Annotated in this window: 30 protein-coding genes; 18 read left to right on the plus strand and 12 right to left on the minus strand. The window is 61.6% G+C overall.

Annotation, left to right across the window (positions count from 1 at the left end; all coding sequences use genetic code 11):
• The first annotated feature begins 155 nt into the window (after positions 1 to 155).
• The 8 genes from ABIE28_RS02635 (at position 156) to ABIE28_RS02670 (ending at position 9,059) form a co-directional block, all read left to right on the plus strand.
• Positions 156 to 1,184 (plus strand): sugar ABC transporter substrate-binding protein, encoded by a 1,029-nt coding sequence (locus ABIE28_RS02635; RefSeq protein WP_354059857.1) that lies wholly within the window; start codon positions 156 to 158, stop codon positions 1,182 to 1,184.
• A gap of 157 nt (positions 1,185 to 1,341) precedes the next feature.
• On the plus strand, positions 1,342 to 2,418 hold the full coding sequence (locus ABIE28_RS02640; RefSeq protein ID WP_354059859.1) for an ABC transporter permease: 1,077 nt from the start codon (positions 1,342 to 1,344) through the stop codon (positions 2,416 to 2,418).
• Positions 2,415 to 3,230, plus strand: a complete 816-nt coding sequence (locus ABIE28_RS02645) for an ATP-binding cassette domain-containing protein (protein WP_354059861.1) — start codon at positions 2,415 to 2,417, stop codon at positions 3,228 to 3,230. The genes ABIE28_RS02640 and ABIE28_RS02645 overlap by 4 nt, the downstream gene beginning before the upstream one ends.
• Before the next feature lie 144 nt (positions 3,231 to 3,374).
• Complete coding sequence (locus ABIE28_RS02650) at positions 3,375 to 4,421, plus strand: NAD(P)-dependent alcohol dehydrogenase (protein ID WP_354059863.1); 1,047 nt, start codon at positions 3,375 to 3,377, stop codon at positions 4,419 to 4,421.
• A 145-nt stretch (positions 4,422 to 4,566) separates the two neighbouring features.
• Positions 4,567 to 5,352, plus strand: a complete 786-nt coding sequence (locus ABIE28_RS02655; RefSeq protein WP_354059865.1) for an SDR family NAD(P)-dependent oxidoreductase — start codon at positions 4,567 to 4,569, stop codon at positions 5,350 to 5,352.
• A complete protein-coding gene (locus ABIE28_RS02660) occupies positions 5,352 to 6,173 on the plus strand; it encodes a hypothetical protein (RefSeq protein ID WP_354059867.1) in 822 nt (273 codons plus the stop codon). The genes ABIE28_RS02655 and ABIE28_RS02660 overlap by 1 nt, the downstream gene beginning before the upstream one ends.
• 29 nt (positions 6,174 to 6,202) lie before the next feature.
• Positions 6,203 to 6,736 carry an MgtC/SapB family protein gene (locus tag ABIE28_RS02665; protein ID WP_354059869.1) on the plus strand — a complete coding sequence of 178 codons (534 nt, stop codon included), beginning with the start codon at positions 6,203 to 6,205 and terminating at the stop codon, positions 6,734 to 6,736.
• A gap of 595 nt (positions 6,737 to 7,331) precedes the next feature.
• Positions 7,332 to 9,059 (plus strand): hypothetical protein, encoded by a 1,728-nt coding sequence (locus ABIE28_RS02670; protein ID WP_354059871.1) that lies wholly within the window; start codon positions 7,332 to 7,334, stop codon positions 9,057 to 9,059.
• A 3-nt stretch (positions 9,060 to 9,062) separates the two neighbouring features.
• On the opposite strand, the gene ABIE28_RS02675 is transcribed toward ABIE28_RS02670, so the two are convergent.
• The 3 genes from ABIE28_RS02675 to ABIE28_RS02685 are packed head-to-tail and all read right to left on the minus strand — an operon-like array spanning position 9,063 to position 12,014.
• Entirely contained in the window at positions 9,063 to 9,395 is a 333-nt protein-coding gene (locus tag ABIE28_RS02675; RefSeq protein ID WP_354059873.1) for an SMR family transporter, read from the minus strand.
• Positions 9,392 to 10,693 carry a UDP-N-acetylmuramoyl-L-alanine--D-glutamate ligase gene (gene murD, locus ABIE28_RS02680; RefSeq protein ID WP_354059875.1) on the minus strand — a complete coding sequence of 434 codons (1,302 nt, stop codon included), beginning with the start codon at positions 10,691 to 10,693 and terminating at the stop codon, positions 9,392 to 9,394. Before murD ends, ABIE28_RS02675 begins: the two co-directional genes overlap by 4 nt.
• A complete protein-coding gene (locus tag ABIE28_RS02685; protein WP_354059877.1) occupies positions 10,683 to 12,014 on the minus strand; it encodes a MurL-like N-terminal domain-containing in 1,332 nt (443 codons plus the stop codon). The genes murD and ABIE28_RS02685 overlap by 11 nt, the downstream gene beginning before the upstream one ends.
• A 148-nt stretch (positions 12,015 to 12,162) precedes the next feature.
• Here ABIE28_RS02685 and ABIE28_RS02690 point away from each other — a divergent pair, with 148 nt between their 5' ends.
• Positions 12,163 to 12,534 (plus strand): YciI family protein, encoded by a 372-nt coding sequence (locus tag ABIE28_RS02690; RefSeq protein WP_354059878.1) that lies wholly within the window; start codon positions 12,163 to 12,165, stop codon positions 12,532 to 12,534.
• Positions 12,535 to 12,666: 132 nt separating this feature from the next.
• Here the strand turns inward: ABIE28_RS02690 and ABIE28_RS02695 are convergent, their stop codons facing one another.
• Positions 12,667 to 13,557: a metallophosphoesterase family protein gene (locus ABIE28_RS02695; protein WP_354059880.1), complete on the minus strand. Its 891-nt coding sequence runs from the start codon at positions 13,555 to 13,557 to the stop codon at positions 12,667 to 12,669.
• A gap of 111 nt (positions 13,558 to 13,668) precedes the next feature.
• Here ABIE28_RS02695 and ABIE28_RS02700 point away from each other — a divergent pair, with 111 nt between their 5' ends.
• A complete protein-coding gene (locus ABIE28_RS02700; protein ID WP_354059882.1) occupies positions 13,669 to 14,145 on the plus strand; it encodes an NUDIX domain-containing protein in 477 nt (158 codons plus the stop codon).
• Positions 14,146 to 14,287: 142 nt separating this feature from the next.
• On the opposite strand, the gene ABIE28_RS02705 is transcribed toward ABIE28_RS02700, so the two are convergent.
• Complete coding sequence (locus tag ABIE28_RS02705; RefSeq protein WP_354059883.1) at positions 14,288 to 15,247, minus strand: glutathione S-transferase family protein; 960 nt, start codon at positions 15,245 to 15,247, stop codon at positions 14,288 to 14,290.
• A gap of 350 nt (positions 15,248 to 15,597) precedes the next feature.
• On the opposite strand from ABIE28_RS02705, the gene ABIE28_RS02710 reads away from it, so the two are divergent.
• From ABIE28_RS02710 to ABIE28_RS02720, 3 genes are all read left to right on the plus strand, one after another.
• A complete protein-coding gene (locus ABIE28_RS02710; RefSeq protein WP_354059885.1) occupies positions 15,598 to 16,155 on the plus strand; it encodes a GNAT family N-acetyltransferase in 558 nt (185 codons plus the stop codon).
• Positions 16,156 to 16,328: 173 nt separating this feature from the next.
• Positions 16,329 to 16,955 (plus strand): CoA pyrophosphatase, encoded by a 627-nt coding sequence (locus ABIE28_RS02715; protein ID WP_354059887.1) that lies wholly within the window; start codon positions 16,329 to 16,331, stop codon positions 16,953 to 16,955.
• A complete protein-coding gene (locus ABIE28_RS02720) occupies positions 16,952 to 18,127 on the plus strand; it encodes a CCA tRNA nucleotidyltransferase (protein ID WP_354059889.1) in 1,176 nt (391 codons plus the stop codon). Before ABIE28_RS02715 ends, ABIE28_RS02720 begins: the two co-directional genes overlap by 4 nt.
• Here ABIE28_RS02720 and ABIE28_RS02725 read toward each other — a convergent pair.
• From ABIE28_RS02725 to ABIE28_RS02740, 4 genes are all read right to left on the minus strand, one after another.
• Entirely contained in the window at positions 18,124 to 18,327 is a 204-nt protein-coding gene (locus ABIE28_RS02725) for a DUF1059 domain-containing protein (RefSeq protein WP_354059891.1), read from the minus strand. The genes ABIE28_RS02720 and ABIE28_RS02725 overlap by 4 nt on opposite strands.
• Positions 18,328 to 18,391: 64 nt before the next feature.
• The gene (locus ABIE28_RS02730; protein ID WP_354059893.1) at positions 18,392 to 19,522 is read right to left on the minus strand and encodes an AAA family ATPase; all 1,131 of its coding nucleotides are present in this window, start codon (positions 19,520 to 19,522) and stop codon (positions 18,392 to 18,394) included.
• 10 nt (positions 19,523 to 19,532) lie between these two features.
• Positions 19,533 to 20,414 (minus strand): oxygen-dependent coproporphyrinogen oxidase, encoded by an 882-nt coding sequence (gene hemF, locus ABIE28_RS02735; RefSeq protein ID WP_354059895.1) that lies wholly within the window; start codon positions 20,412 to 20,414, stop codon positions 19,533 to 19,535.
• Positions 20,415 to 20,434: 20 nt separating this feature from the next.
• Positions 20,435 to 20,905, minus strand: coding sequence for a tRNA (cytidine(34)-2'-O)-methyltransferase (locus ABIE28_RS02740; protein ID WP_354059897.1), 471 nt, complete (start codon positions 20,903 to 20,905; stop codon positions 20,435 to 20,437).
• A 243-nt stretch (positions 20,906 to 21,148) separates the two neighbouring features.
• On the opposite strand from ABIE28_RS02740, the gene petA reads away from it, so the two are divergent.
• From petA to ABIE28_RS02765, 5 genes are all read left to right on the plus strand, one after another.
• A complete protein-coding gene (petA, locus tag ABIE28_RS02745; protein ID WP_354059899.1) occupies positions 21,149 to 21,673 on the plus strand; it encodes a ubiquinol-cytochrome c reductase iron-sulfur subunit in 525 nt (174 codons plus the stop codon).
• A gap of 11 nt (positions 21,674 to 21,684) precedes the next feature.
• Positions 21,685 to 22,935, plus strand: coding sequence for a cytochrome b (locus ABIE28_RS02750; RefSeq protein WP_354059901.1), 1,251 nt, complete (start codon positions 21,685 to 21,687; stop codon positions 22,933 to 22,935).
• Between the two features lie 16 nt (positions 22,936 to 22,951).
• Entirely contained in the window at positions 22,952 to 23,824 is an 873-nt protein-coding gene (locus ABIE28_RS02755) for a cytochrome c1 (RefSeq protein WP_354059903.1), read from the plus strand.
• Between the two features lie 141 nt (positions 23,825 to 23,965).
• Positions 23,966 to 24,160 carry a hypothetical protein gene (locus ABIE28_RS02760; protein ID WP_354059905.1) on the plus strand — a complete coding sequence of 65 codons (195 nt, stop codon included), beginning with the start codon at positions 23,966 to 23,968 and terminating at the stop codon, positions 24,158 to 24,160.
• 31 nt (positions 24,161 to 24,191) lie between these two features.
• On the plus strand, positions 24,192 to 24,725 hold the full coding sequence (locus ABIE28_RS02765; protein WP_354059907.1) for an adenine phosphoribosyltransferase: 534 nt from the start codon (positions 24,192 to 24,194) through the stop codon (positions 24,723 to 24,725).
• A 28-nt stretch (positions 24,726 to 24,753) separates the two neighbouring features.
• Here ABIE28_RS02765 and ABIE28_RS02770 read toward each other — a convergent pair whose 3' ends face one another.
• The 3 genes from ABIE28_RS02770 to ABIE28_RS02780 form a co-directional block, all read right to left on the minus strand.
• Entirely contained in the window at positions 24,754 to 25,155 is a 402-nt protein-coding gene (locus ABIE28_RS02770; RefSeq protein WP_354059909.1) for a GFA family protein, read from the minus strand.
• A 69-nt stretch (positions 25,156 to 25,224) separates the two neighbouring features.
• Positions 25,225 to 25,617 (minus strand): VOC family protein, encoded by a 393-nt coding sequence (locus ABIE28_RS02775; protein ID WP_354059910.1) that lies wholly within the window; start codon positions 25,615 to 25,617, stop codon positions 25,225 to 25,227.
• A gap of 112 nt (positions 25,618 to 25,729) precedes the next feature.
• Positions 25,730 to 26,002, minus strand: a complete 273-nt coding sequence (locus ABIE28_RS02780) for a hypothetical protein (protein ID WP_354059912.1) — start codon at positions 26,000 to 26,002, stop codon at positions 25,730 to 25,732.
• Positions 26,003 to 26,105: the final 103 nt, after the last annotated feature.

Consider the following 26,105-nt stretch of genomic DNA (forward strand, 5'->3'; position numbering starts at 1 on the left):
AATCAGTTGGATAAACTTATTGACATGGGCCAAGTGTTGGACTGTTATGAGGGCAGATGGCGAGGGCGTGGAGGAAATACGCGTCCCCATCGACGATCAGCAGCTCAGCCAAGTCTGAGTGCGACGTCTTTGAAAAGTATCGGGAGGAAATATCGATGCATAAGTTTTTTAAGGTCGCGGCTGCAGGAGCCCTGATGCTTGGTTTGATGGGTGGCACAGCTGCAATTGCCCAGGAAACCATTGTCGGCCTCATCACCAAGACGGAAGGCAATCCCTTCTTCGTCAAGATGCGTGAAGGCGCTCAGGCCAAGGCTACCGAACTCGGTATCGAGCTGCGCACGTTTGCCGGCAAGTTCGATGGTGACAATGATAGCCAGATCGCCGCTATCGAAAACCTGATCGCCGCTGGCGCCAAGGGTTTTGCCATCGTGCCATCTGACTCAGCGGCCATCGTGCCGACCATTCAGCAGGCCCGTGATGCCGGCCTTCTGGTGATCGTGCTCGATACGCCACTTGATCCAATCGATGCGGCTGACGCCACCTTCGCTACCGACAACCGCAAGGCCGGTGAGCTGATCGGCGCATGGGCCAAGGGTACGCTGGGCGATGCTGCTGCCAACGCCAAGATCGCCTTCCTTGATCTGGCCGTGAACCAGCCAACCGTCGACTACCTGCGCGATCAGGGCTTCATGGCTGGCTTCGGCATCGACGTGAAAGACCCCAATAAGATCGGTGACGAAGACGATGCCCGTATCTGTGGTCACGAAATGACCGGCGGCGCTGAAGATGGTGGCCGTACCGCCATGGAAACGCTGCTGCAGAAGTGCCCAGACATCAACGTCGTCTACACGATCAACGAACCTGCTGCTGCCGGTGCCTTCGAAGCCCTCAAGGCAATCGGCAAAGATGATGGTTCGGTCACTATCGTTTCGATCGACGGCGGCTGCCCCGGTGTTGCCAACGTCAAGGCCGGCGTGATCGGCGCCACCAGCCAGCAGTACCCACTCAAGATGGCTGCGATGGCGATGGAAGCCATCAAGAAGTTCGCTGACACCGGCGAAAAGCCTGCCGCAACGCCTGGCCTCGACTTCTTCGACACCGGCGCAACGCTGGTGACCGACAAGCCAGTGGCTGGCGTCGAGTCGATCGACACCACCGAAGGCGCAAAGCTCTGCTGGGGCTAAGCCGACCTGACGTCGCGAACTAAACACAAACGCTGCCCGCGGATCTGATCCGCGGGTCGCTCTTCTCAAGGCGCAGGGGAGAGTGGCTGTTGGATCGACCAATTGCAGCATCGTGGTTGACGAGACAATGTGCCGTAGGCCCTGGGGAGGGGTAGTTATGAGTGATGACGCAACGGGTTCCGCTGCTGCGGAAAAGGGTTTGGCCGGTGCGGCGCAATCAGTCGCGAGTTTCGAAGAGGAATCACCCGGTTTCGTGAGGCGTTTGCAGGGCTTCCTGCACAACTATCCGACCGCTATTCCCTTCATCGTTCTGATCGTCGGCATTATCATTTTCTCGATTGCTGCCGGTAGCAAGTTTTTCGCACCGTTCAACCTGTCGCTGGTATTGCAGCAGGTGACCATCATCGGCGTGCTGGGCATTGCGCAGACGCTGATCATCCTGACCGCCGGCATCGACCTGTCGGTCGGTGCGATCATGATCTTGTCGTCCATTGTGATGGGCCGTCTGTCAGTGGTTGCCGGTGTACCGGTCGAGATCAGCTTCGTGCTTGGTCTGGCGACCGGTATTTTATGCGGGTTCATCAACGGCATCTTGGTGGCGCTGGTAAAATTGCCGCCCTTCATCGTGACGCTGGGCACCTGGTCGATCTACGGCGCCATGGTGATTTTCATCTCGCAGTCAGAGACCATCCGAAGCCAGGACATCGCGGCGATCGCGCCGATGCTGCAATGGATGGGTGCCAGAGTGGCGCTTGGTGGCGGAGCGATATTGACCATCGGTTCGATGGCGATGATCCTGATTGCCGTGACCGTCTGGTATGTTCTCAATCGCACAGCCTTTGGCCGCCATATCTATGCAACAGGTGACGATCCGGAAGCGGCGCGCCTGGCCGGTATCAACACCACATGGACGCTGATCGGTGTCTATACGCTGGCGGGCTTTATCTGCGCACTGGCCAGCTGGGTGCTGATCGGGCGTGTCGGCGCGGTCTCGCCGCTCGGCAGCCAGACGGCAAACCTTGACTCCATCACAGCCGTGGTGATCGGCGGCACGTCGCTGTTTGGCGGGCGTGGCTCGATCGTCGGCACGCTGCTCGGCGCCCTGATAGTGGGCATGTTCCGCAACGGTCTGGCTCTGGCTGGCGTCGACGTGCTCTGGCAGGAATTTGCCGTGGGCGCCCTTATCATCATCGCGGTGACAACCGACCAGTGGATCAGAAAGATATCCGCATGAGCCTCGATCAAACAACAGCAAGTCTGACTGCTACCCCGATCGCCGGACCACAGCCGATCCTGTCTGCCACTGGATTGCAGAAGCGCTATGGTAAGGTGGTGGCCCTCGATAATGCCGATTTCGACCTGATGCCGGGGGAAATCCTCGCGGTCATCGGCGACAATGGCGCTGGCAAGACCAGCCTGATCAAGGCGCTGTGCGGCGCCATGATCCCCGATGCCGGTGTCATCAAGCTCGATGGCTCGCCGATCAGCTTCAAGTCGCCAATGGAAGCGCGCATGGCGGGCATCGAGACGGTGTATCAGAACCTGGCGCTGTCGCCGGCGCTGTCGATTGCCGACAACATGTTCCTCGGCCGCGAAATGCGGAAGCGGGGTGCGCTGGGCAACATTTTCCGGCTGCTCGACCGCTCGACGATGAACCGCTTGGCCCGTGAAAAGTTGAGCGAACTTGGCCTGCTGACCATTCAGAACATCAACCAGTCGGTGGAAACACTGTCTGGCGGTCAGCGGCAGGGCGTGGCGGTGGCGCGTGCGGCGGCGTTTGGCTCCAAGGTCGTTATCATGGACGAACCGACGGCAGCTTTGGGCGTCAAGGAAAGTCGCCGCGTGCTGGAGTTGATGCTGGATGTGAAGCGACGGGGCATGCCCATCGTTCTGATCAGTCACAACATGCCGCATGTGTTCGAGGTGGCCGATCGCATCCATATCCATCGGCTGGGCAAGCGGATCGCCGTGATCCGGCCGCAGGATTATTCGATGTCGGACGCCGTGGCGATCATGACGGGGGCCATGCGGCCACCGGCTATCTGAGGCCGTCTCGTCGGGTCGGCAATCGGGCTAAATCTTTCGCCAAAAATGTGTGGCGATGATCTTTGCCAACCCGCAAATTGGGTATATCGATTTTGCCAATGGGCTTTTGCCCAAATCGGCGAAAAATGCCCAGGGAGGGATGCCATGACTAAAGTCCGCGCGCTTGTTCTTGAACGTCAGCACGAGCTGGCCCTCCGCGATATCGAGCTACCGCTCGATGTCGGGCCGGGTATGGTCAAGATTGCCATTGATACGGTCGGCGTCTGCGGCTCGGACGTGCACTATTACACCCATGGCAAGATCGGCCCTTTTGTGGTCAATGAACCGATGGTGCTCGGGCATGAAGCGGCCGGCACGGTGATTGAACTCGGGGCAGGGGTGACCCATCTCAAGGTTGGCGACCGCGTCTGCATGGAGCCCGGTATCCCCGATCCCAATTCGCGCGCCAGCCGCCTTGGCATGTACAATGTGGACCCGGCGGTCCAGTTCTGGGCGACGCCGCCAGTGCATGGCGTGCTAACCGCCGAGATCGTCCATCCCGCCAACTACACCTTCAAGCTGCCCGACAATGTGACCTTTGCCGAAGGTGCGATGGTCGAGCCATTTGCGGTGGGCATGCAGGCGGCCACCAAGGCGCGCATCGTGCCCGGTGATACAGCAGTTGTGTTGGGCGCAGGCCCCATCGGGACCATGGTGGCGCTGGCGGCTTTGGCCGGTGGTTGCGCGCGGGTGATCGTCGCCGATTTGGCGCAGCCCAAGCTTGATATTGCGGCGCAGTATCAGGGCATCATCCCGGTCAATATTCGCGAAAAGAACGTCGCCGAGGAAGTGTCGCGGCTGACCGATGGTTGGGGCGCGGATATCGTGTTTGAATGTTCTGGCTCGCCTCAGGCGTGGAAGATCATCATGGACCTGCCACGCCCGGGCGGCGCCATCGTCGCCGTTGGGCTGCCCGTCGATCCGGTCGCGGTGGATATTTCGAGCGCCTCGGTCAAGGAAGTGCGCATCGAGAATGTGTTCCGCTACGCCCACCAATATGACCGCGCCATCGCCCTGATCGCGTCGGGCAAGGTGGATCTCAAGCCGCTAATTTCGGAGACCTTTGCATTCGAGGATTCGGTGCGCGCGTTTGATCGGGCTGTCGAAGCGCGTCCGACGGATGTTAAGTTGCAGATCAAGGTGGCACAGTAGTCGCCACGCCCTCGTGGTTCGAGGCTGGGCAAGGGCCTCGCACCTCACCATGAGGGCTACTGAAATACCGCGCCAGGAGTAGCCCTCATGGTGAGGTGGGAGCGTAGCGACCCTCGAACCACGAGGGCGTGATCTGGAGGCCTGCATGGACTTGAATCTGCGTGACAAAACCGCCGTCATCACAGGCGGCACGGTTGGCATTGGTTATGCCATTGCCGAGGGTCTGGCCGCCGAGGGTGCCAATCTGGTGCTGGTGGGGCGCGACAAGGCGCGGGGCGACGATGCGGCGGCGGCGATTGCCGACAAGTTCGGCATCATTGCCACGGCCATTGGCGCCGATGTGGCGACGGCCGAGGGTTGTGATGATGTGATCAAGGGCGTGGCGCAGGCCTTTGGTGGCGCGGACATTCTGATCAACAATGCCGGCACGGGCTCCAACGAGACCATTGCCGAAGCCGATGATGCCAAATGGCAGTATTACTGGGACCTCCACGTGATGGCGGCCGTGCGGCTGGCGCGCGGGCTGATGCCGGCCATGAAGACGCGCGGCGGCGGGGTGATCCTCCACAATGCCTCGATCTGTGCGGTGCAGCCGCTATGGTATGAGCCGATCTACAACACCACCAAAGCGGCGCTGATGATGTTTTCCAAGACCCTCGCCAATGAGGTGGTCGGCGACAATATCCGCGTCAATACGGTCAATCCGGGACTGGTGCTGACGCCAGACTGGATCAAGACGGCCAAGCAGATTGCCGGCGAAGATGGGTGGCAGGCGCATCTGCAGGGTGTGGCCGACGAAGCGGGCGGAATGAAGCGGTTCGCCACCCCGGCCGAGCTGGCGAATTTCTTTGTCTTCATGTGTTCCGACAAGGCCAGCTATTCCACTGGCTCGACCTATTTCGTCGATGGCGGCTGGCTCAAGACGGTCTGATGCTGCCAGCCTATGGCGCTGTGCTTGGCGTCGATGTCGGCGGGTCCCTGACGCGGCGCTCGACGGCGGTTTGCCGGCTGAGTTGGACACCGAGCGCGGTCAGCTGGACCATCGAGCGCTGCACGGCTGAGCCGGTGCAGCGCCGGACCTCTATCGAACGCGTGGTGGCTGGGCAGGCGCTGCTGGCGGCAGCCTTTGATGGTCCACTGGCGCGCGGTTTTGAGGCCATCAGCCGCTATCGGCCAGCCGAGCGGATGCTGACGCGAGGACTGGGTCGACATATCGGCAAACCGGGACAATCCAACACCCCGGTTGGGCGCGCACTCAATGAACAAGCCAATGCGTGCGCAGGGGCGGTGCTGTCGCTGGGTGTATTGGCCGAGGCCAGACATACTGAGGCGATTGATCGTTTCGCCGTCGCTGAGGCGTTTCCAAGCGCCTATCTCGGCCTGCTACTCGGCGATCCAGCGGCTGTTCCGGCCGTCAGATCCAATCGGTCGGATCAGTATTTCGCGGCACTTGCCGGCCATGGCACGCTCAGCGCAATCGTGCGGCGCTTCCTGCCGGGTCGAGAACTTGCCACTGGGCCTGTCGCCATCACCAACCACGACGACCGTGCGGCCTTCGTCTGCGCGCTGACGGCGCTTGGGCTTGCAGGTGGCGATTATTGTGCCGTTGGTGATCCTTACGATGGCTGGATCATCCTGCCGCCGATGTCTTTGATTGCGCCCTGGGCGCAGGGTTTGCTGGCTGCCAATGTCGAGCCGGGGCTGCCCGGTGCGTTCGTGGTGCGGAACCAAGGGGCAGATGCCGGGTTGTGAGGTCAGCGTAGCAATAGCGGAACCCTCACATGGATGTCGGCAACGAATTCGGCTTCGTGCAGACCTATCTCCCACAGCATATCATCGCCATCCGGCTGGCCATTGCGGCGGTGCTTGGCGGTATTATCGGTTTTGAGCGGGAAGTGAACACGGCCGAGGCGGGGCTGCGAACCCATATTCTGGTGTCGGTCGCCGCTGCCCTGTTCACGATCCTCGCCTTTGAGATTTTCCACACCATCGAACCCGGCGCCACCGGGCCGCAGGCCGACCCCATCCGTGCGGTGGAAGCGGTGACGGCGGGCATCGCCTTTTTGGGTGCGGGCGCGATCTTTCGCTCGGGGGGCAATGTGCAGGGGCTGACCACCGGGGCGGGCATGTGGCTCGCCGGGGCGGTCGGGCTGGCGACGGCGCTTGGCTATTACATCATCGCGCTCGGCGTGGCGCTGCTGGCTGTTGTGGTGCTGTCGGCCCTGCGGGCCTTCGCTCATCGCATCGTCGGACGGGATGCCCAAAAGATCGATACGGTTTCGCCCGCAGCGGCGGGCAACGGGGAGAAGCCGTAACCGGCATCGCGCCGAGGGACGGGCGCGCTGCCATAAAGCTTCTCCCCTATGCGGCAACAACCGGGAGGTGTGGTTGCCGCGCTTGCGCCCTGCACCCCTTGGAGTGGTGCGGGGGCTTCCCAGACCGACAAATGCCAGCCCGGAAGTCAGAGTGGCCGGAGGGACGCCTGGGAATACAGGGCGTACAAAGCCGCCATGCAACGTCCCTCCAGACCGAGGCATGCTTTCTCGTGGACGCGAGAAACACATGCCAACCGTGAAGGCACCGGAAGGATTGCCTCTAGTTTTCGTGTCCGCTGGGCCCCGACAAAAACGACAGGGCCAAACGCTGGGAACCGACCCGGCGCAGCAGAAATGGTGTCTAGTCTGAAGGTCCGAACCCGCATCAGATGCAGCGGTCGCCTATGGGCCGAGTTAGGCTGGCCCAGTTCCGGTTGACCTCAATTAAGCCGAAACCATGCTGCAGAATTAAGCAGTGCGGGCGATATGGCGCATGGCCGAATATTTGCATAGCGGAGTAAGGGTAATGTGGATGTAACACGCCCTTGTGTTTTACATGTAAAGGCCCACTATCGGTCCACCATCGGAGGTACGGTTGACTGACCCGGCGCTTAACCGCGAGGACATTCTTGTTGCGCTTGAGCGTCTGCTCGCGTGGCCGGAGATGGCTCGCTCGCCGCAACTTGCCCGGTTCCTCGACTACATCGTCCGCCAAACCCTTGATGGTGAAGGAAAGTCCATCAAGGCCTATTCCATCGCTGTCGATGTGTTTGGCCGGACCAGCGATTTTGATCCGCAATCGGACCCGATCGTGCGCGTGCAGGCGCGGCGATTGCGAGGACTTTTGGACGAGTATTATCGCGCAACGGACGCCGAAGATGGCATCCAGATTCGGTTGCCGGTGGGACGTTACATCCCCGAATTTGTGGCGACCGAGATAAACCCCGCGCCGGTTTCGCCGGTCGCCGAGATTTCCCCAACAAAACCTGTGGCGCCGCTCAAACGAGGGCTGCCGCGGAGTTGGTTTGTGCTGGCCGCCATCGCGGTAGTCGTTGCCGTTCTGGCCTTCTGGCAGGCGTCGTGGGGGCCGCCACCAGTGCAAGCCGAGGCGTTGCAGCGGCCGACCATCACGGTGTTTGAATTCGCAAATCTCGACGCGGGGCCGGTGGGGACATCGCCGGCAGCGGGGCTGGCCATTGAGCTCGTGACGGACCTGACGCAGTTCGAAAATATCGAAGTCCGCTATGGTGGCGGCGCCGAAAATAGCGCCGAGCCACCGGACGGGCCGCCGAGTGATTTCGTGCTGACAGGTTCGGTCAAGGTGGAGGGGCGGACGGCGCAATTCGTCGCCTGGCTGACCCAGCCGCGCACCGGCAAGGTGGTGTGGGAAAAGACCATGTCGACGCCGCTGGAAGATGCCTCCAATCCGGCGACGATGGATGCACTGTCGCGCTCGCTGACGCTCGAGATTGCCAATTCGCGCGGGCCGCTGCATCGCGTTGCGCGGCAACTGGTTTTGTCTGGCGCGCCGCTTGAGGGGCAGGCGACGCTCTATCTGTGCCGGGTATTGTTCGGGGTGTTCCGTGACAGCGAAGTGCCCGAGGATGCCGAGCGCGCCAGCGCCTGCTACTTCTCGCTGCCCGCGTCGCAACAGCAGACCGCCGAGGCACTGGCCGCAACGGCAAGCCTGATCGCCGAACATGCCAACCCTGCTGACAGCATTGGCGCAACGCTGGCGGATCGGCAGCGCGCGGCGGCGGTCAGTCTGCAGCGCGCCATCGGGCTCAATCCGTTGAGCGGCTTTGTCTGGGAGCAGGAGGCGCGGCTGCATGACGCGCAGGGGCGTTTGCTGACCGCGCAGTCCGACTATGCCTCATCGGTGCAATTGAACCCGGCAAGCGCGGATGGGCTGGCGGGCTTTGCTCGCTCGCTGGCGTTTGCCGGCAAGTTGGCCGAGGCCGAGCCCTGGGCATTGGCGGCAGCAGCGTCTTCGGTTGATACACCAAACTGGTATCAGGCAGTTCCCGCGTTGATCGAGTTGCGGGACGGGCAATATGCCGAGGCGCTGGCCAGTGCAGCCGCCTATACCAAGTCCGATGCCGAGATCGGTCCGGTGCTGGGCATCATGGCGGCGCAGGGGGCCGAGGACGAAGGAGCGATCGGTCGCTATCTGCCCAAAGTGCTGGAGGCGTCGAGTTTCAGGAGGTTGGGCATTTTGCCAAGGCTGCGCGAGCGGATTTCCGACGCCGCTCTGATCGCGCAGATCGGCGATGCGCTGCTGCGCGCGGGCGCACCAGCGGCAGCACTTGAGTCCGCGTTTTAAGGCTTAGTGCCCCGACGAATGCGAGAACAGGTTGATCACCAGTACGCCCGCAAGGATCAGGCCGATGCCGATCAGCGCGGGCAGGTCGAGCGTCTGGCCATAGGCGAAGAAGGCGATGATCGAGACCAGGATGATGCCGACGCCTGACCAGATGGCGTAGCCGATACCGACCGGAATGGTCTGTAGCGCCAGCGAGAAAAAGTAGAAGGTTATGCAATAGCCGACCACGACGATCACCGACGGCACCAGATTGGTGAAGCCGGCCGAGGCGCGTAGGAACGATGTGGCGATGACTTCGCCGACGATGGCGATAGCCAGATAAGCAGCGCCGTTCATGTGTGCTCCGGATCGAAAATACTGTGGGCCAGCTCGATGAAGCGTCGGCCGCGCTCTTCGAAATTCTTGAACTGATTATAGGACGGCGCGCCGGGCGACAGGATGACGGTATCGAACACGTCACGCTTGAGGCTCAGTGCTTGCATCGCGGCGGCGAGGTCTGGTTCGGTCAGCACCGCGATATTGGGCGCAACGACACGGGCAGCCGCAGCCAGTCGATCTCCGGTCACGGGCAGGCAGGCAACTGCCGACACGCCATAGCTTGGCAATAGGCTCGCGAGTTCGGCATAGTCCTGCTCGCGCTCGTGGCCACCGGCGATCAGCGCTATGCGCTTGCCCTTGTAGGCGGCCAGCGCCGCTTTGGTGGCTTCGGGGGTGGTCGAAATGGAGTCGTTGACGAAAGTCAGCCCGCCGATGTGATGTTCTTCAAGGCGATGGGGAAGGGGCACGAAGGCCGCTATGCCATCGACGATGCCATCGAGCGTGCCACCGGCGGCCAGCGCAATGGCGGCGGCGAGGCGGGCATTGTCGAGATTGTGCGCGCCCTTGAGCCGCGAGCGGGCGACGGCGGTGTCGATGATGGCCAGTTCGTCGGCGGTCAGGTCGCGGATCAGCCGGCGATGGTCGCGCACCGCCATGGCGACGAGGCCATTGCCTTTGGCGCCCGCGCCCAATGCCACGGCAAAGCTGCCGTCGCGGTCGATCAGATGCAGCTTGTCGCGATAGTAGCGTTCGACCGAGCCGTGCCAGTCGACATGCTCGGGATAAAGATTGGTCACCGCCGCAATGTCGGGCAGGAAATTCATGTCGGCGGTCTGGTAGCTCGACAGCTCGAAAATGATCACGGCGTGCTTGTCGGCAATTTCGAGCGGCGCGAGACCGACATTGCCGGCAAGTCCTGCGTCGACGCCCGAGCGGGTCAACATCCGATGGACCAGCGTGGCCGTCGTCGATTTGCCCTTGGTGCCGGTGATGGCAATGACGGTGCGGTCAGCGCGGTAGGTCGCGCCCCAGAGATTTAGGTTTGATGTGGTCGGGATGCCTGCGTCGCGGGCGATGTCGAACACCGGCTTGTAGCGCGATACGCCGGGGCTTTTGACGATCAGGCCGAAGCGGTGATCGCGGATGGCGTCCGGCAGGTCGGCGGCGGCGATCAGTTCGGTATCGGGAATGTCGGCAGTGCCGCTATCGACGGTGACGAACACCTTGAGCTCAGGCTGGCGGGCCTTGAAAAAGGCCCGCGTCGAGAGCGCCTCGCGCCCGGCGCCATAGAGCAGAACGGGTTCTTCAAACCGCATAGGCGGCCACCTTGGCGGCGAGCGCCGGCGGAATGTGGTGGTCGTGGCTATCGGTCAGGCACTCTGCCATGGCCAGTTGCAATTGCGGCTCACCATATTGCGCCAGCAGGTCGGCTTTGACCGCCCGCACCACCGCCGCCTCATGCCAGTCGGCATGGCGGGTCAGCGTATAAAGGCAGGCGGCGGCTTCAAGGATTTCGCCGACGCATTCCCAGGGCTTTTGCCCGGCCAGCCCTGCCAGTTCGCGGAACGAGGCTTCGTTGGCGGGATTGTCGAGCAGGTCCTTGCCGAAGATCGACAGCAGCCGGTCCTTGGCCATGAAGGGCGCAAAGATCAGGAAGACGAAATGGCATTTCGGGCACTCGCCGCACCAGAGCGGGCCGTCATTGCCGGTCAGCCGGAAATTGCGGTTGCAGCTGGAAAAGACGTGATCGAACTTGGTTTCGTGGGTAAACAGCGAGGCGATGCGCGCTTCGGAATAGGGGCGCAGCAGCGAGAAATATTTCAGCGCCCCGCCGGTTGCGTCGCTGAGGATCGAAGCGATCAGCAGCTCGAAGCCGAGCGATTTGGAATACTGGTGATTGGTCTCGCGCCCATCAAATTCCACATTGCCTTCGCTGGCCGACCGCTCATTGCTGAGCACGATCTGGTTATAGCCATAGAGCAGGGCGCAGAGCGCCGCGATCATCGAATTGATGGCCGTGGATGGAACGTGGCCGTTGTAGTAGCCGGGCTCCTTGCCGAGCCGGATCATTTCGGGATCGAGCGTACGCGTCACATAAACCGGCGGCGTGCCGATCTTGTCGACCGAGGTGATGATCGGCCCCTTGGGATTGACCGCGAAGGGCGTGAACTCGACGCCGGTATGGGTCAGCAGATCAACGCTGACCAGCGAGTCCTTGCCGCCACCAATTGGCAACAGGGTACGGTTGGGCAGCGACACAGCGGGGCGTGTCGTCTCGGGATCGAGCGGCGCCTCGATGGTCAGCTTGCCAAAGCGCATCAGATTGTTGCGGGCGTAGAATTCGCCGAGGCCATTTTCATAGACGTCGATAGTGAACGCGCGCTCGGCTTCGCTTAGCGCGATCTGGGGCGCGGCGATCTCGAACGGGGCCTTGAGCTTAAAATAGCTGACGCCCAGCACAACGGCTGTCAGGTCCAGCAGCTTGCTGAACGCCGGGCTTGCGGCTGCCGCAGCGTCGGCGCCAGCAGGCAATTGCAGCGTTTCGATAAAGCGCAGGCCATCGAGGCCATAGCCAAAACTGGCCATGCCGGTCGCGGGATCGAAAACGGGACGATCGATAAGGAATTGTTCGGTCAAAGCTGAAATCACTCGCGGGTTCTAAGACCATATAGGTGATTTGCGGACGTGGCGGGAGTGGGGCGCTGTTCTGGCTGTCGAAAAGCGCGCAGTCTGTTCGTCGTGTATCCAGGAGGCCAGCCTGGCCCCGGCAACAATGGAGACCGAAATGCGTGTCATGGTTCTGGTTAAAGCCACCAACGAAAGCGAAGCGGGCAATCTGCCGGCCGCCGAAATGTTTGAAGCCATGGGCAAGTTCAATCAGGAGCTGGCCGATGCTGGTATTCTGCTGGCCGCCGATGGCCTCAAACCCACCAGCAGTGCCAAGCGCGTGGCCTTCGATGGCCCCAGCCGCATGGTGATCGACGGACCGTTCGCCGAAACCAAGGAATTGGTCGCCGGCTTCTGGTTGTGGGAAGTGCGGGACATGGACGAGGCGGTGGCCTGGGTAAAACGCTGCCCAAACCCGATGCCCGGGCCAAGCGAGATTGAAATTCGGCCGGTTTATGAGTCAGCGGACTTTGAAGATTTGGTGGGGTAGGGGAGCAAGAATACCCCCACCTAACCTCCCCCTGAAAAGGGGGAGGGACTAGATCGAGTTCGTCTTCGATCCGGTCAAACTCGTCGGCCGGATTCCTCCCCCTATCAGGGGGAGGCGAGGTGGGGGTATCCCCTAGCAAATCCTCATCTGCAACCGCATGACGATATCTGTCCCTAGCCGCTGGAAGCCGTATTCGCGCATGGTGCAGGCCCAGCCGTCGCCGGCGCGTTCGATGCGGAAGAGGTTGTAGCGGGCCGGGTCGTCCAGCGTACCGCCCTGGGCGGCGCTGGCGGCGGCGACGCCGACCACGGGCACTTCCTTGCCCTTGCCGGGAATGGAGTGGATCGACGAGCGGTGCGTGTGACCATGCAGGATCAGTTCGGCGCCGTTTTCGGCGATCACCTGGCGGAACAGCTTGTGCCCCTTGAGCCCAAAGGAAGGGTGCTGCAGTTCCGGGTTTGGCGGATGGTGGATCAACACGGTGCGGAAATAGTCCGCCTCACCCATGACCTTGAGAATACGCGCCAGCCTTTCTGCCTGCTTTTCGTCAAAGCGTCCGATGGCCATAAAGGGCCGGGTCGGCACCGCGCTGGAGCAGGAGATGACCGCCAGCTCGCCAATACGGCGCACAAAGGGGAACACTGAATTGTCCAGCGTTTCGCCCTGCATATAGGGGCCCCAGCATTTCTCGGCGGATTCAAGCGCGCCGGGAACGTAGGCGTCGTGGTTGCCGGGGCAGACCGCGATCTTGTCGGCTGGGCCAAGCGCCTCGAGCCACTTGCCGGCGCGGTCGACTTCCTCATCGAGAGCAAGATTGACCAGATCGCCGGTAACCGCCGTGAAATCGGCGCCTTGTGACTGCAGGTGGGAGACGAGATTGGCCAGCGTCTCGCTGTTCAATTCGTCGTGGCGCCGAAGCTTCCAGTTCAGGTAGCCGGTCAGGCGCTTGCCCAACAGGTCCTTCCAGCCGACCTGCGGCATGGGTGAAAGATGGATGTCGGAAATATGAGCTAAGGTGATCATTGGGGGGCGTAATGCCAGAATGGGAGGTGCAAGAAAACGGTCAATCGGCTGTTCCGTCAATTTAGTCGTCATCAAGTCTCTGCTACCGATGGGTTTCCAAGGAGTGTTTGCATGCAGATGAATCGGTTCCAGCTGGCGCGCGCTGCGGTGTTTCTGACCCTCAAGGGGCTGTGGCACCGCATGACCCTGGGCTCACGCGTGATGGTGGTCGATGGCGATAAAGTTCTGTTGATCCGGCACACCTATGTGCCCGGCTGGCAATTTCCGGGCGGCGGCGTCAGCCCCGGTGAGACGATGGAATATGCCGGCGCCCGCGAAACGCTGGAAGAAACCGGCTATCGCGTGGTGGGGCCGATGCAATTGTTCGGCATCTATCACAATTCAAGCCCGGTGACCGATCGGGACCACGTGGCGTTCTATATTGCGACGGCGTTCGAGAAGGAATTTGAGCGCAAGCCCGATCACGAGATTGCGGAAGTCGGCTGGTTTGACCGCCACGCCCTGCCGGAAAAGGTGACGCCAGCGACCTCGCAGCGGATCGACGAGTATTTCGACAATGTGCCCAAGCGGGAGATCTGGGGGTATTGACGTCTTACCTCTCCCTTTGGGGGAGAGGTCGGCGCGCAGCGACGGGTGAGGGGGCCTTTCGCACACGCCTCACCCAGTAAAGGCCCCCTCACCCGACCCAAGAGGGTCGACCTCTCCCCCAAAGGGAGAGGTGAACAAGGGTCTACTTCAAAAACGGCAGATCTGGCCCAATCGGAATAATCCGGGTTGGATTGATCGTGATGTGGCTCCAGTAATAGTGCGTGCGGATGTGGTCGAGGTCGACGGTTTCCTTGACGCCGGGCACTTCGTAGAGCGCCTTGAGATAGTGCGAGATGTTCTCGTAATCGGCGATGCGCTGGCGGTTGCACTTGAAGTGGCCGACATAGACGGCATCAAACCGCACCAGCGTGGTGAAGAGCCGCCAGTCGGCTTCGGTGATGGTGTCGCCGGTCAGGTACGCGGTTTCGCCGAGAATGGCTTCCACCCAGTCGAGCGCGTCGAACAGTTTGACCACGGCGCCGTCATAGGCGTCCTGGGTGGTGGCGAAGCCGGCCTTGTAGACGCCATTGTTGATGTCGTCATAGACGCGGGCATTGATCGCATCGATCTGGCCGCGTTGGTCCTGCGGGTAATAGTCGTCGGTATTGCCGGTCAGCTCGTCAAAGGCCGAGTTAAACATGCGGATGATTTCCGAGCTTTCGTTAGAAACGATCTTGCCGGTCTGCTTGTCCCACAGGATCGGCACGGTCACGCGGCCGGTATAATCGGGCACAGCCTGAGTATAGACCTGCCACAGATAATCCTTGCCGAGCAGGTCATCGCCGGTCGAGCCGCTGGCCTTGTCAAAGCTCCAGCCGGTTTCGTCGGGCATTTTGGGCGAAACGACCGAGACGGTGATCAGGTCTTCGAGGTTTTTCAGCTTGCGGAAGATCAGGGTACGGTGCGCCCAGGGGCAGGCTAGCGACACATAGAGGTGGTAGCGGCCCGGTTCGGCCTTAAAGCCTGCTTCGCCCGATGGGCCGGCGCTGCCATCAGCGGTCACCCAGTTGCGGAAGCCGGCCTGGCTACGCTCGAATTTGCCACCCGTCTTTTTGGTGTCGTACCACTGGGTGGACCATTTTCCGTCGATCAATTGTCCCAAGTTCGAACCCTTTCCGTCATGTTGTCGACGCGTTGAGAGGTTCAAGTCCCCAGCGTCAGTTTACGTTGCCTGACACATAGCGGCACACCGTGCGAGCGATAAGGCCGACATGAAGCGACAATCCGTTGTGCATTTTGAACACAGACGCCATGCAGTCTTGAAATTCGGTGGTCGAGCCATGAATTTTCGTTTTACGCGACGCCCCTGTGGTGCTAAGCGATTTTCAGGCGTGGAGGCGCCCAGGATGGTGAAGGCTTTGCTAGTGACCCGACGACCGTAAGCGGTCTTGTTTGAACGGTGCTTTTTGAGCGCCGTGTTTGTCCTACGCATCACCATTTCGGATCATTGCAATGACCCTTTCTACCGCGCCTCTGGCTGCGAGTGCCCCTGCTTCCGCCGATGTTCGGCCTGTGCCCACGGTTCGCCCGGCTATCGAAGCCGATGATGCGTTTATCGATGAGCTGCACGCCATTGCGTTCGGTCCGGGTCGTTTCTCCAAGACGGCCTATCGCATTCGCGAGCGGTTCCCCATCGACAAGAGCCTGAGCCTCGTTGCCGAAGTCGACGGCGAAGCTTGCGGCTCGGTGTGGATGACCCCGATCAGCATTGGCGGCGTCAATGGCTGGATGCTTGGCCCTCTGGCGACGCACCCCAATTTCCGTAAGCTCGGCGCTGGCAAGCTGCTGGCCCGCGAAGTCACCAAGCGCGCTCTGGCGCGCGGCGATGGCAAGTTTGTCATGTTGGTTGGCGACCGCGACTATTATTGCCCACTGGGCTGGGAGCCCACGGCACTCGGCGCCATCCAGTTCCCTGGCCCGGTCGATCCCACCCGCGTGCTGCTGTTTGCCGAGGACAAGACTTTGGCAACGACGCTGACCGGTAGCATTGCCGCCTGGCAGCAGGGCTAACACTGCTGTTTGCACAACCACGATGCTGTCCTCGGACTTGATCCGAGGACCACTCGTCAAACATACAAATCTGTAGGAGGCCCTCGGATCAAGTCCGAGGGCAGCGCGGTGGGTGGTAATTCATCGGCGAACTGCTCTAAGCTGGGACTCCCGAAAACCGTTCTGGTGTCTATTTGTCGTCCGACGACACGATTATCGACCGCCTCGCCGCAAGGCTTTTGACAGCGCCACCGCCTGCTCCGGCGCGGCATACGCTGGTGCCTGACTGGCGGCCCGACCATCCCATTGATCGCCCGCCCGTGCTGGCCGCCGTGCTGATCGCCCTGATTCGGCGGCCTGAGGGCGTGACGGTGCTATATACCGAGCGCTCGCCGGACCTGCGGGCCCATTCCGGGCAGGTGGCTTTCCCCGGTGGCAAGGTAGATGCCGAGGATGCCGATGCGGGTGCTGCCGCGCTACGCGAGGCCTATGAGGAAGTGGGCATGGTAACGCGCGATGCCAATGTGATCGGCTATATGCCGACTTATTACACGGGCACCAATTACCTGATCACGCCGGTCGTCGCGACGGTCGAGCCGAGCGGGCCGTTCGTGCCTAATCCGGGCGAGGTGCATTCTGTGTTCGAGGTGCCGTTGCAGCGCATTCTTGCCAGCGAAGCCTATGGCACGTTCAGCATCCACCGGCATGGCAAAGAGCATCGCACCTGGCAGATCGATCATGATGGCCACCGGATTTGGGGCATTACAGCCAACCTGACCCGCCGCTTCCGCGATCTGGCGCTGGACGAGGTTTCGTCTTGATCGCCAATCTGCTGACCGACGCCGAATGGCTGAAGCGACCCGAAACCCAGGCCATTTTCGCGGCGCTTGATGGCGCGCAGCGGCGCACGCGGGCCGTGGGTGGCGTGGTGCGCGACACCATCATGGGGCGCGAAACTGCGGTTGCCGATATTGATCTGGCCACCGAGCTTCTGCCCGACGATGTGATGGTGCGCGCCAAGGCAGCCGGCATCGCGGCCTATCCAACCGGCATCGATCACGGCACGATCACGCTCAAGCTGGGCGAGACGCTGGCCGAAGTGACCACGCTGCGGCAGGACGTCGAAACCGACGGACGGCACGCCGTCGTGGCGTTCGGCACCGATTGGGTCGAGGACGCACAGCGGCGCGATTTCACCCTCAATGCACTTTACTGCGCGGCCGATGGCACGCTCTACGATCCGCTGGGCGGCGTCGATGACGCACATCACGGCATTGTCCGCTTCATCGGTGATGCTGGCCAGCGCATCTCGGAAGACGGGCTGCGGGTCTATCGCTTCTTCCGGCTATCAACGAGCCATGGCGACGAACACTTTGACGCTGACGGACTGGCTGCAGCCAAGGCGGCCGTCGGCAAACTCGAACACCTTTCACGCGAGCGGGTTGGCGGCGAAATGCTGCGCATGCTCGGGCTGCCGAAGGTGGCGCGCACGCTGTCCACCATGTCGGCAATCGGCCTCGTGCCGCTGAGCGATCCAACGTTGCGAGCCCTGGTGACCTATGAGGAACTCGGCGGGCAGGGGGCCGAGGCGCGGCTGGCTTTGATTGCCGGCGATCAGCTCGATGCCATCCAGTCCGACTGGCGGCTATCGAACGACATTATCACCACAGCCCGCACTATCCAGCGCGCGGCGGGTCTGTTGGCGGACGACAAGGTGGGCGAGGCGGCCTATCGCTTTGGCGAGACTGCGGTCGAGGGGCTCGCTGTGGCCGCCTCCACTGGCGGATGGGGCGGGGCGCGGTTGGGGGAAGTGGCGCGTGGGCTTGCGGCGGTGGTCGTGCCGCCATTTCCGATCTCGGGACGTGATTTGGCCGATCTCGGCATGAAACCGGGACCGGCTTTGGGTCAGGAATTGGGTCGGCTCGAAATGGCTTGGATCAACAGCGGTTTTGCCCTGGGCAAGGTCGAACTGCTGACGCTGGCCAAGCTCTAGTGCTTGGTGGCCGGTTTGGCCGCGGGGTCGGTATCCACGATACGTTCCTTGATCCGCTCGATCATTTCCGGGCGAACTTCGGTTTCACCGTGCATGCTGCGCAGGTTTGCGACGGCACGACGGACCACTTCGGCTTCGTTGTCGGCTTCGGCATGCCAGGTCGCCCCTGGGATCAATGACCCTGCATCAAAGCGTTTCATTGCTCATCTCCATTGTTGATGTGCGTTGAGCACAACGTCTGGAGACGCGTCGGGTTCCCCCGGCCTAGTCGTCGTCGAAGATGCCCAGCTGGCTGAGGCCTTCGAGCCAGGTGCCGCCATCCTTGCGAATGACCCGGCGCGGCAGCACGCCGGTTTCCTGCGCCAAGGCCTCAGCCAGAATGCTCGAATGGGTCACCACCCAAACCTGCGTGCGCTGCGCCGCTTTGCCGATGATGCGAGCCAGCGCGGGCAGCAATTCGGGATGAAGGCTCGATTCCGGCTCGTTCAGCGCAATTAGCGGCGGCAGGCGGTAGGCGAGCAGAGCACCCATCAGGGCCAGAAATTGCAGCGTGCCATCCGATAGCTCATTGGCCGCGAATTCGCGCTTGGGCATGTCGGGAAAGCGCATGGTGAAGCTGGCATAGCGCTCCGGCATCGGCACGCTGAGCCGCGCGCCGGGAAAGGCATCGTCGATTGCCGCATCGAGATCGACCGAATCCTCACGGATATGGCGCAGCGTGGCGAAGACGGCCGCCAGATTGGAGCCATCGGCTTCCAGCATTGGTGAGGTGACGGCCAGAGACGGGCGGCGCAGCTTTGAGTCTGCGTCGGTGCGGAAACCGTGGAAGAACCGCCATGCGGCAATAGTCTCGCGCACGGCGTCGATTTCAGGATAGCCGCGCAGTTCCGTCAGTGCCGTTTCGCTTGAAAGCAGCCGGTCGGTGGCCAGCGACCGGGCGCCGTCCCCATTGCGGGCCCAGGCCGAAGGGCCCTTGCGATCCAGCAAAGCGACCGGCCGACGCGCCTTGAGCGTCAAGTGCTCGGCCTTGACCATGGCTTCTTCGGGAAAGGCCGCATCGACCGGCGTCGGATAGCCGGCTTCCAGGCCATAAGTGTGTGGCAGGCCGGCTTCGACGCCATAGGTGCCGTCATCGTCGAGGCCGACGCTGAGTGACAGGCGCGGCTGGTCGATAGCCTTGCGCTCGCCGGCCCACATTACCGAGGCGAGCCCGCCTTCCTTGGCGATTTCCTGCGCGAACTCGCCGGTCGCCGCAGCACGCACCAGTTCGAGCGCGCGGTAGAGATTGGTCTTGCCTACGCCATTGGCGCCCACCAGCACCGAGAGCTGGCGGACCGGGAAGTGGATGGAGCGGATCGACCGATAGCCCGCAATGTGAATATCGGTCAGTCCCATTTGATTTCCCTCAGGGCCAGCGCACTTCGGGCGGCATCGACGACAGAATGGAGTTCACGTTGCCGCCGGTCTTGAGGCCGAAGGTCGTGCCCCGATCATAGAGCAGGTTGAACTCGACATAGCGACCGCGGCGCACCAGTTGCTCGTGGCGATCTTCATCGGTCCATGGCGTTTCAAAATTGCGGCGCACCAGTTCGGGATAGATGCCGAGGAAAGCTTCGCCGACGCCCTTGGTGAAGTCGAAGTCGGCATCCCAGTCACCGGTATTGTGGTGGTCGTAGAATATGCCGCCGGTGCCGCGATGTTCGTTGCGATGGGGCAGGAAGAAGTACTCGTCGCACCATTCCTTATAGCGGTTGTAGTCGACGCCCGGCCGGTTCTCGCAGGCCGCGCGCATCGCGGCATGGAAATCGACGGTGTCGGTGTCGTCCTGGGTGCGGCGACGATCGAGCACAGGCGTCAGGTCGGCGCCGCCGCCGAACCACTGCTTGCCGGTGACGATCATGCGCGTGTTCATATGCACGGCCGGAACGTTGGGGTTCCAGGGATGCACGATCAGCGAAATGCCCGAGCTCCAGAACTTGGCGCCTTCCTCGGTGCCCGGCATCTGTTTGGCGAAATCGGCCGAGAATTCGCCGTGGACGGTCGAGATATGCACGCCGGCTTTCTGGAAGACGCGACCATGCAGCATGCCCATTTCGCCGCCGCCGCCAGCGGCGCGGTCCCATGGGGTGATTTCGAACTTGCCGGCGGGCATGTCGGCATTGGGGCCCTGCACATCGGCTTCGATCTGTTCAAAGGCCGCGAAAATCCGGTCGCGCAAGGCGCGGAACCAGGACTGTGCGGTGATTTTCTTGCCGTCGATATCGGCTGGGAGTGTGGTGGTATCCATGGGGGAAGTGAAATGAACCGTCATGTGAGCCCTGTAAACCCGTCGGTCTGCCTTTTTGCTTCCCCCAGAATAAGCGTTGCAGCCAAAGCCACATTGATCGAGCGCAAACCGTCGCGCATTGGAATGCGAATCCGCAGGTCGGCGGCTTCCGCCACGGCGTCAGGCACACCGGCGCTTTCGCGGCCCACCATCAGGATGTCGTCTGGCTGAAAGTCGACCGCATAGGCGGAGGTTTCGGTCTTGGTGGTCAGCAGCACCAAGCGGCGATTGGCCTCACGCCGCCACAGGTCGAAATGGCTCCAGCTGATGTGCTCCTGCACCATGGCGTGGTCCACATAGTCGAGACCGGCGCGCGCCAGCGATTTGGCCGAAAACGGGAAGCCCGTGGGGTGAATCAGGTGGATTGTGGTGCCAAGGCATGCGCCGAGCCGGATCAGCGTGCCGGTATTGTTGGCGATATCGGGTTGGTAGAGGGCGAGGTCGACTGACATCGGAATCCATGGCTTTGGGCGGTGTGTAGGACGCCGCGCGTGTCGCAATTGCGGCAATGGGTTGGGTATAGTGTCGCAGTTGTTCAGTGTCACTCGCGGGCGCACTGGACAAGTTCATGTGACAGTGCAAAAAGAACCCCGACTGACGGGCCGCTTGAGGGCGGACGGCTGCTGATTCCGCTTTAGCGCGAATAGGTTTGCCTCGCCGGCCGCGTCTGATGTGATTGTACGGGGATACGGACCTTGGCCACGCAAGCTCAACATTCAACGACACGACGGGATTTCCTGTTTGTCGCAACTGGCTCGGTGGCCGCTGTCGGCGCCGCTGCCACCATCTGGCCGCTGATCAATCAGCTGAATCCCGATGCGTCGACACTGGCATTGGCCAGTATCGAATTCAATCTTGCCGGCATTGAGGTTGGCCAGTCGGTCACCATCATCTGGCGCGGTTTGCCGGTCTTTGTGCGTCATCGTACGCAAAAAGAGATCGACGAAGCCAAAGCGGTGCCGCTGTCCGAGCTAAAGGACCCGGCAACCGACGAAGAGCGCACCAAGCCCGGCCATGAAGACTGGCTGATCATGATCGCAAACTGCACCCATCTGGGCTGCGTTCCGATCGGCGAGGCTGGCGATTTCGACGGCTGGTTCTGCCCTTGCCATGGCTCGCACTACGACAGTGCCGGCCGCATCCGCAAAGGCCCTGCACCACTTAACCTGGTGCTGCCGCCTTATGAATTTCTCAGCGATACGCTGGTCCAGATCGGTTAGTGGGGGCTCCGATGTCCGAACATTCGACTTATACGCCCGGCACTGGCGTCGAGAAGTGGCTCGACGAACGACTGCCGATCATCCGGTTCTCCAAAGAGCACCTGATGGATTTCCCGACCCCGAAGAACCTCAATTACTGGTGGACCTTCGGCGCGATCCTGGCCATGTGCCTGGGTATCCAGATCGTCACTGGCGTCATCCTGGCGATGCACTATACGCCTAACGTTGCGCTGGCTTTCGACTCGGTCGAGCACATCCGCCGCGACGTTAACGGTGGCCGCATGATCCAGGCGTTCCACGCCGTGGGTGCGTCCATGTTCTTTGCTGCCGTCTACATCCACATCTTCCGTGGCATGTATTTCGGTTCCTACAAGGCGCCGCGTGAAATCCTCTGGATCCTCGGCGTGCTGATCTTTGTGCTGATGATGGCGACCGCTTTCATGGGCTACGTGCTGCCATGGGGTCAGATGTCTGGCTGGGCCGCTACGGTTATCACCAACATCTTCGCTGCTATCCCGGTCATCGGTAATCCGTTGCTGGAACTGCTGCGTGGTGGTTTCTCGGTGGGCAACCCGACGCTCAACCGCTTCTTCTCGCTGCACTACCTGCTGCCATTTGTCATCGCTGCCGTTGTGGTCCTCCACATCTGGGCGCTGCACGTTCCCGGCAACAACAATCCGACTGGCGTCGACGTCAAGGACAGCCGCGATACCGTGCCTTTCCATCCGTACTACACGATGAAAGACGCGTTCGGCATGGTGCTGTTCCTGATCCCATTCTGCTGGTTCGCGTTCTTCGCACCAGACATTCTGGGTCACCCGGACAACTACATCCAGTTCTCCAGCACCGTGACGCCCGCGCATATCGTTCCTGAATGGTACTTCCTGCCATTCTACGCGATACTACGTGCCATCGACTTCAACATCCTGTTCATCGACTCCAAGCTCGGTGGCGTGATCTTCTTCGGTGGCTCGATCGTCATCCTGTTCTTCCTGCCTTGGCTGGATCGTTCGAAGGTTCGTTCGGGTACGTTCCGTCCGATGTTCAAGTGGTTCTACTGGCTGTTCGTGATCAACTTCATCGCGCTCACCTATCTCGGTGCAGCACCGGCTGAAGGCATCTACGTGGTGCTCTCCAAGATCGCGACTGCCTACTACTTCCTTCACTTCCTGGTCGTGCTGCCGGTTCTCGGTCGCATCGAAAAGCCAAAGCCTTTGCCAACCAGCATTTCCGAGAGCGTTCTCGGCAAGTCGCACGCGTAACGAAGGGGGCAGGAACATGTTCAAGACCAAGACTATCCTCGCCGCTCTGGCCCTGCTTGCAGGCCTCTCGTTCGGTGCGACTGCGCAGGCTGCTGAAGGCGGCGCCCATGTCGAAAAGCAGAGCTGGAGCTTTGCTGGCATTTTCGGCACATACGATCAGAACCAGCTGCAGCGCGGCTTCCAGGTGTTCCGTGAAGTATGCGCAAGCTGCCATGGCGCCCGCCTCCTGGCTTTCCGCAATCTGTCGGAAGCCGGTGGTCCGTCGTTCTCGGAAAACCAGATCAAGGCTCTGGCTGCCGAGTATGACATCGAAGACCCCACCGCTGACGGCGGCACCCGCAAGGGCGTCCCAGCTGACCGTTGGCCTTCGCCATTTGCCACCGAGCAGGATGCTCGCGATGCCAATGGCGGCGCTCTGCCGCCAGACTTCTCGGTGCTGGCCAAGGCCCGCGGCGTGACCGATGCGTTCCCGTTCTGGGTGTTCAACTACTTCACCGGTTACTCGGAAGGTGGCCCGGACTATATCCACGCGCTTCTCAACGGCTACCACGATGAAGTGCCAGAAACGGCGCCGCACAATGCTGACGGTACACCGTTCGAACTGGCTGACGGCAAGCACTACAACGACTACTTCCCCGGTCATGCCATCGGCATGGGTCCTCCGCTCGCCGACGATCTGGTTGCCTATGAAGCAGCCGATGGCGAAGCCGAAGTGCCAACCACGCTGGAGCAGTACTCGCTCGACGTTTCCGCATTCATGATGTGGGTTGCAGAGCCTGGCCTGGTTGCCCGCAAGGAAACCGGCTTCAAGGTGCTGCTGTTCCTGCTGGTCTTCGCCGGCCTGATGTACGCCACCAAGCGCAAGATCTGGCAGGGTATTGAACACTAACGATCGTGTTCTCGACTAGAATATGAGGGGCCCCGCGTGGGCCCCTTTCTTTTGGCGGTCACAGCCGGTTCAACCCCTTGCCAATCGGGCCGTTGACCGCAATATTCATGCCTGAGCAAATCATCTGACGAGGGAGCCGACATGTCCGCCATTCGCATCGCAGTCACTGTCGTGGGCGCCGCCGTCACCATGAGCCGTCACCCGGTGGTTCGCGCCGGCATCCTTGCCGTCGCCAGCAACCCCAAGGCCCGCGAAACGGCGATCAGCGTCACGCGCAGTGCCGCCTACAATGCCGGTGTGATTGCGCGCCACATCGTCGGTCGCCGCCTGCCTTAAGCCACCTCAGTCTTCCCATAACAGGTTTGCCATGACGCTCGACCTCAAGGCCCTCGTGCGCACGATTCCGGACTACCCCAAAAAGGGCATCCTGTTTCGCGACATCACCACGCTGATCGAGCATCCAGAGGGGTTCAAGGAGAGCATCGAGCGGATCGCCAGCCAATATCGCGGGCAGGGCATCACCCATGTTGCGGGGATCGAAGCGCGCGGCTTCATCTTCGGGGCTGGTGTGGCCATTGCCTTGGGCGTCGGGTTCATTCCGGTGCGCAAGAAGGGCAAGCTGCCGGGCGAAACCATCGGGCAGAACTACGCGCTCGAATACGGCGTCGACACGATCGAGATCCACGCCGATGTGGTCGAAAAGGGCGACAAGATACTGCTCGTCGATGACCTGATCGCGACGGGCGGTACCGCCATTGCAGCAGTGACACTCTTGCGCCGGACCGGTGCGACGGTCGAGGACGCGGCGTTTGTGATTGATCTGCCGGACCTGGGTGGAGCGGCCAAGCTCAAGGCTGAGGGCGTCGTGGTGAGCGCGCTGATCGCGTTTGAAGGGCATTAGGTGGGGGTATCCCCTCCAAAAACTCCCGCTACCAGCTATTCCGCCCATCCAGCTTTTCCACTGTCACACTCGACCAATCGAAATCATCGATCAGCCGCAGATTGATGGCGAAGATCTTGGTCGTCGGCATCACGCCGGCAACGCCGCCTTTGGGCGAGCCGTCGTCGTTGTAGAGCGAGCTCCAGTCCGGAGAGACGCCCCAGGTCTGGATGCCGCAATTGGTGCAGAAGTGGTGTTCATTGCCGTTGCGGCTGGCAGAATAGAACTTGCCGCTGGTGTCGGAGACAATGCTCACCTCGTCGGGGCTGTAATAGCCCCAGATGGCGCCGGTGCGGGCGCAGAAGGTGCAATTGCAGTCGGCGGCCCGTTTGGGCGCGTGTGGCAGCTCGACGCGGGTGGCGCCGCAGTGGCAGGTGGCGATCAGGGTCATGGCTGTGCTCCGTGCTGGTGAAGCGAGCGTAACGGCACGCGCTGACAGAGCTTGTCAGCAGCCGCAGCCTCAGGCAGCCATGGCTTCGCGGCTATCGACCAGGCAGAACTGGTTGCCTTCGGGATCGCGCATCACGGTGTAGGTCGGCAGCACGCGGACCGTTTCGGCGCCGGCATGCAACAGGCGCTGCACTTCGCTGGGGCGGTCCGTGACCTCGACGTCGAAATGGACGCGGTTGTTGTCGTGGCGGCGGCCTTCGACATTCTGAAAGCAGATCGATGGGCCGGGGCCGTCGACCAATACGGTCGGGTCAGTGTCCGGCGTCAGGCCCAAAGCGGCGAGGCGCGCGATCTCTGCCTCGTCATAGTCGCGGACGGCGTAACCCTCGAGCAGCGCGGCCCAGAACTGGGCCAGCCGGGCCGGTTTGTCGCAATCGAATACGATCTCCTGGATCTTACCCACAATCGTCTCCTTCTTGTCGCTAGGGTTCCGGTAACCCGAAATTGCGGCAAGACTGGGCAATGATGGTTTTGGCGCCGGGCGCTGTGGAAAAGTGGCAGCACCCGTCAGGCTATCAGGGATTGACCGGCGTCAGCGTCGTTGGGTCAAAATACTGCATGACCTGTGTGCCGTTGACCTCGACATAGGCGCGGATAACGCCGTTCCACTGTTCGACCGAAGTGGCGTTGACGCCCCGTGCCTGCAGCTGGCGCAGCACGGTGTCGGGCTTCCACTGGGGGCGGGCGTCGCGGGGGCGCTCCACCGCAATAGCAGGCGCGGCGAAGACGGGCAGGGCGACTGGAACGCCCAACGCGGCCACCAGGAGCAGAGCGATCTTTTTGTCCATCTTCATCCTCCGAGCATTAACTCCTTAGAAATGGGAAGCGGCAGCAGCGTTGCAAGGGACTGTTTCGGCGCAGAGTTTTTGCGTGCGCCCTTGAAATTGCGCC

It is taken from the genome of Devosia sp. 2618, assembly GCF_040546815.1.
Taxonomy (GTDB): domain Bacteria; phylum Pseudomonadota; class Alphaproteobacteria; order Rhizobiales; family Devosiaceae; genus Devosia.

What these genes read in the sequence shown, in the direction of transcription:
- ABIE28_RS02635 (WP_354059857.1), top strand. Translation starts at nt 156, where the DNA reads ATGCATAAGTTTTTTAAGGTCGCGGCTGCAGGAGCCCTGATGCTTGGT.
- ABIE28_RS02640 (WP_354059859.1), top strand. Translation starts at nt 1,342, where the DNA reads ATGAGTGATGACGCAACGGGTTCCGCTGCTGCGGAAAAGGGTTTGGCC.
- ABIE28_RS02645 (WP_354059861.1), top strand. Translation starts at nt 2,415, where the DNA reads ATGAGCCTCGATCAAACAACAGCAAGTCTGACTGCTACCCCGATCGCC.
- ABIE28_RS02650 (WP_354059863.1), top strand. Translation starts at nt 3,375, where the DNA reads ATGACTAAAGTCCGCGCGCTTGTTCTTGAACGTCAGCACGAGCTGGCC.
- ABIE28_RS02655 (WP_354059865.1), top strand. Translation starts at nt 4,567, where the DNA reads ATGGACTTGAATCTGCGTGACAAAACCGCCGTCATCACAGGCGGCACG.
- ABIE28_RS02660 (WP_354059867.1), top strand. Translation starts at nt 5,352, where the DNA reads ATGCTGCCAGCCTATGGCGCTGTGCTTGGCGTCGATGTCGGCGGGTCC.
- ABIE28_RS02665 (WP_354059869.1), top strand. Translation starts at nt 6,203, where the DNA reads ATGGATGTCGGCAACGAATTCGGCTTCGTGCAGACCTATCTCCCACAG.
- ABIE28_RS02675 (WP_354059873.1), bottom strand. Translation starts at nt 9,395, where the DNA reads ATGAACGGCGCTGCTTATCTGGCTATCGCCATCGTCGGCGAAGTCATC.
- murD (WP_354059875.1), bottom strand. Translation starts at nt 10,693, where the DNA reads ATGCGGTTTGAAGAACCCGTTCTGCTCTATGGCGCCGGGCGCGAGGCG.
- ABIE28_RS02690 (WP_354059878.1), top strand. Translation starts at nt 12,163, where the DNA reads ATGCGTGTCATGGTTCTGGTTAAAGCCACCAACGAAAGCGAAGCGGGC.
- ABIE28_RS02695 (WP_354059880.1), bottom strand. Translation starts at nt 13,557, where the DNA reads ATGATCACCTTAGCTCATATTTCCGACATCCATCTTTCACCCATGCCG.
- ABIE28_RS02700 (WP_354059882.1), top strand. Translation starts at nt 13,669, where the DNA reads ATGCAGATGAATCGGTTCCAGCTGGCGCGCGCTGCGGTGTTTCTGACC.
- ABIE28_RS02710 (WP_354059885.1), top strand. Translation starts at nt 15,598, where the DNA reads ATGACCCTTTCTACCGCGCCTCTGGCTGCGAGTGCCCCTGCTTCCGCC.
- ABIE28_RS02725 (WP_354059891.1), bottom strand. Translation starts at nt 18,327, where the DNA reads ATGAAACGCTTTGATGCAGGGTCATTGATCCCAGGGGCGACCTGGCAT.
- ABIE28_RS02730 (WP_354059893.1), bottom strand. Translation starts at nt 19,522, where the DNA reads ATGGGACTGACCGATATTCACATTGCGGGCTATCGGTCGATCCGCTCC.
- hemF (WP_354059895.1), bottom strand. Translation starts at nt 20,414, where the DNA reads ATGGATACCACCACACTCCCAGCCGATATCGACGGCAAGAAAATCACC.
- ABIE28_RS02740 (WP_354059897.1), bottom strand. Translation starts at nt 20,905, where the DNA reads ATGTCAGTCGACCTCGCCCTCTACCAACCCGATATCGCCAACAATACC.
- ABIE28_RS02750 (WP_354059901.1), top strand. Translation starts at nt 21,685, where the DNA reads ATGTCCGAACATTCGACTTATACGCCCGGCACTGGCGTCGAGAAGTGG.
- ABIE28_RS02755 (WP_354059903.1), top strand. Translation starts at nt 22,952, where the DNA reads ATGTTCAAGACCAAGACTATCCTCGCCGCTCTGGCCCTGCTTGCAGGC.
- ABIE28_RS02760 (WP_354059905.1), top strand. Translation starts at nt 23,966, where the DNA reads ATGTCCGCCATTCGCATCGCAGTCACTGTCGTGGGCGCCGCCGTCACC.
- ABIE28_RS02765 (WP_354059907.1), top strand. Translation starts at nt 24,192, where the DNA reads ATGACGCTCGACCTCAAGGCCCTCGTGCGCACGATTCCGGACTACCCC.
- ABIE28_RS02770 (WP_354059909.1), bottom strand. Translation starts at nt 25,155, where the DNA reads ATGACCCTGATCGCCACCTGCCACTGCGGCGCCACCCGCGTCGAGCTG.
- ABIE28_RS02780 (WP_354059912.1), bottom strand. Translation starts at nt 26,002, where the DNA reads ATGGACAAAAAGATCGCTCTGCTCCTGGTGGCCGCGTTGGGCGTTCCA.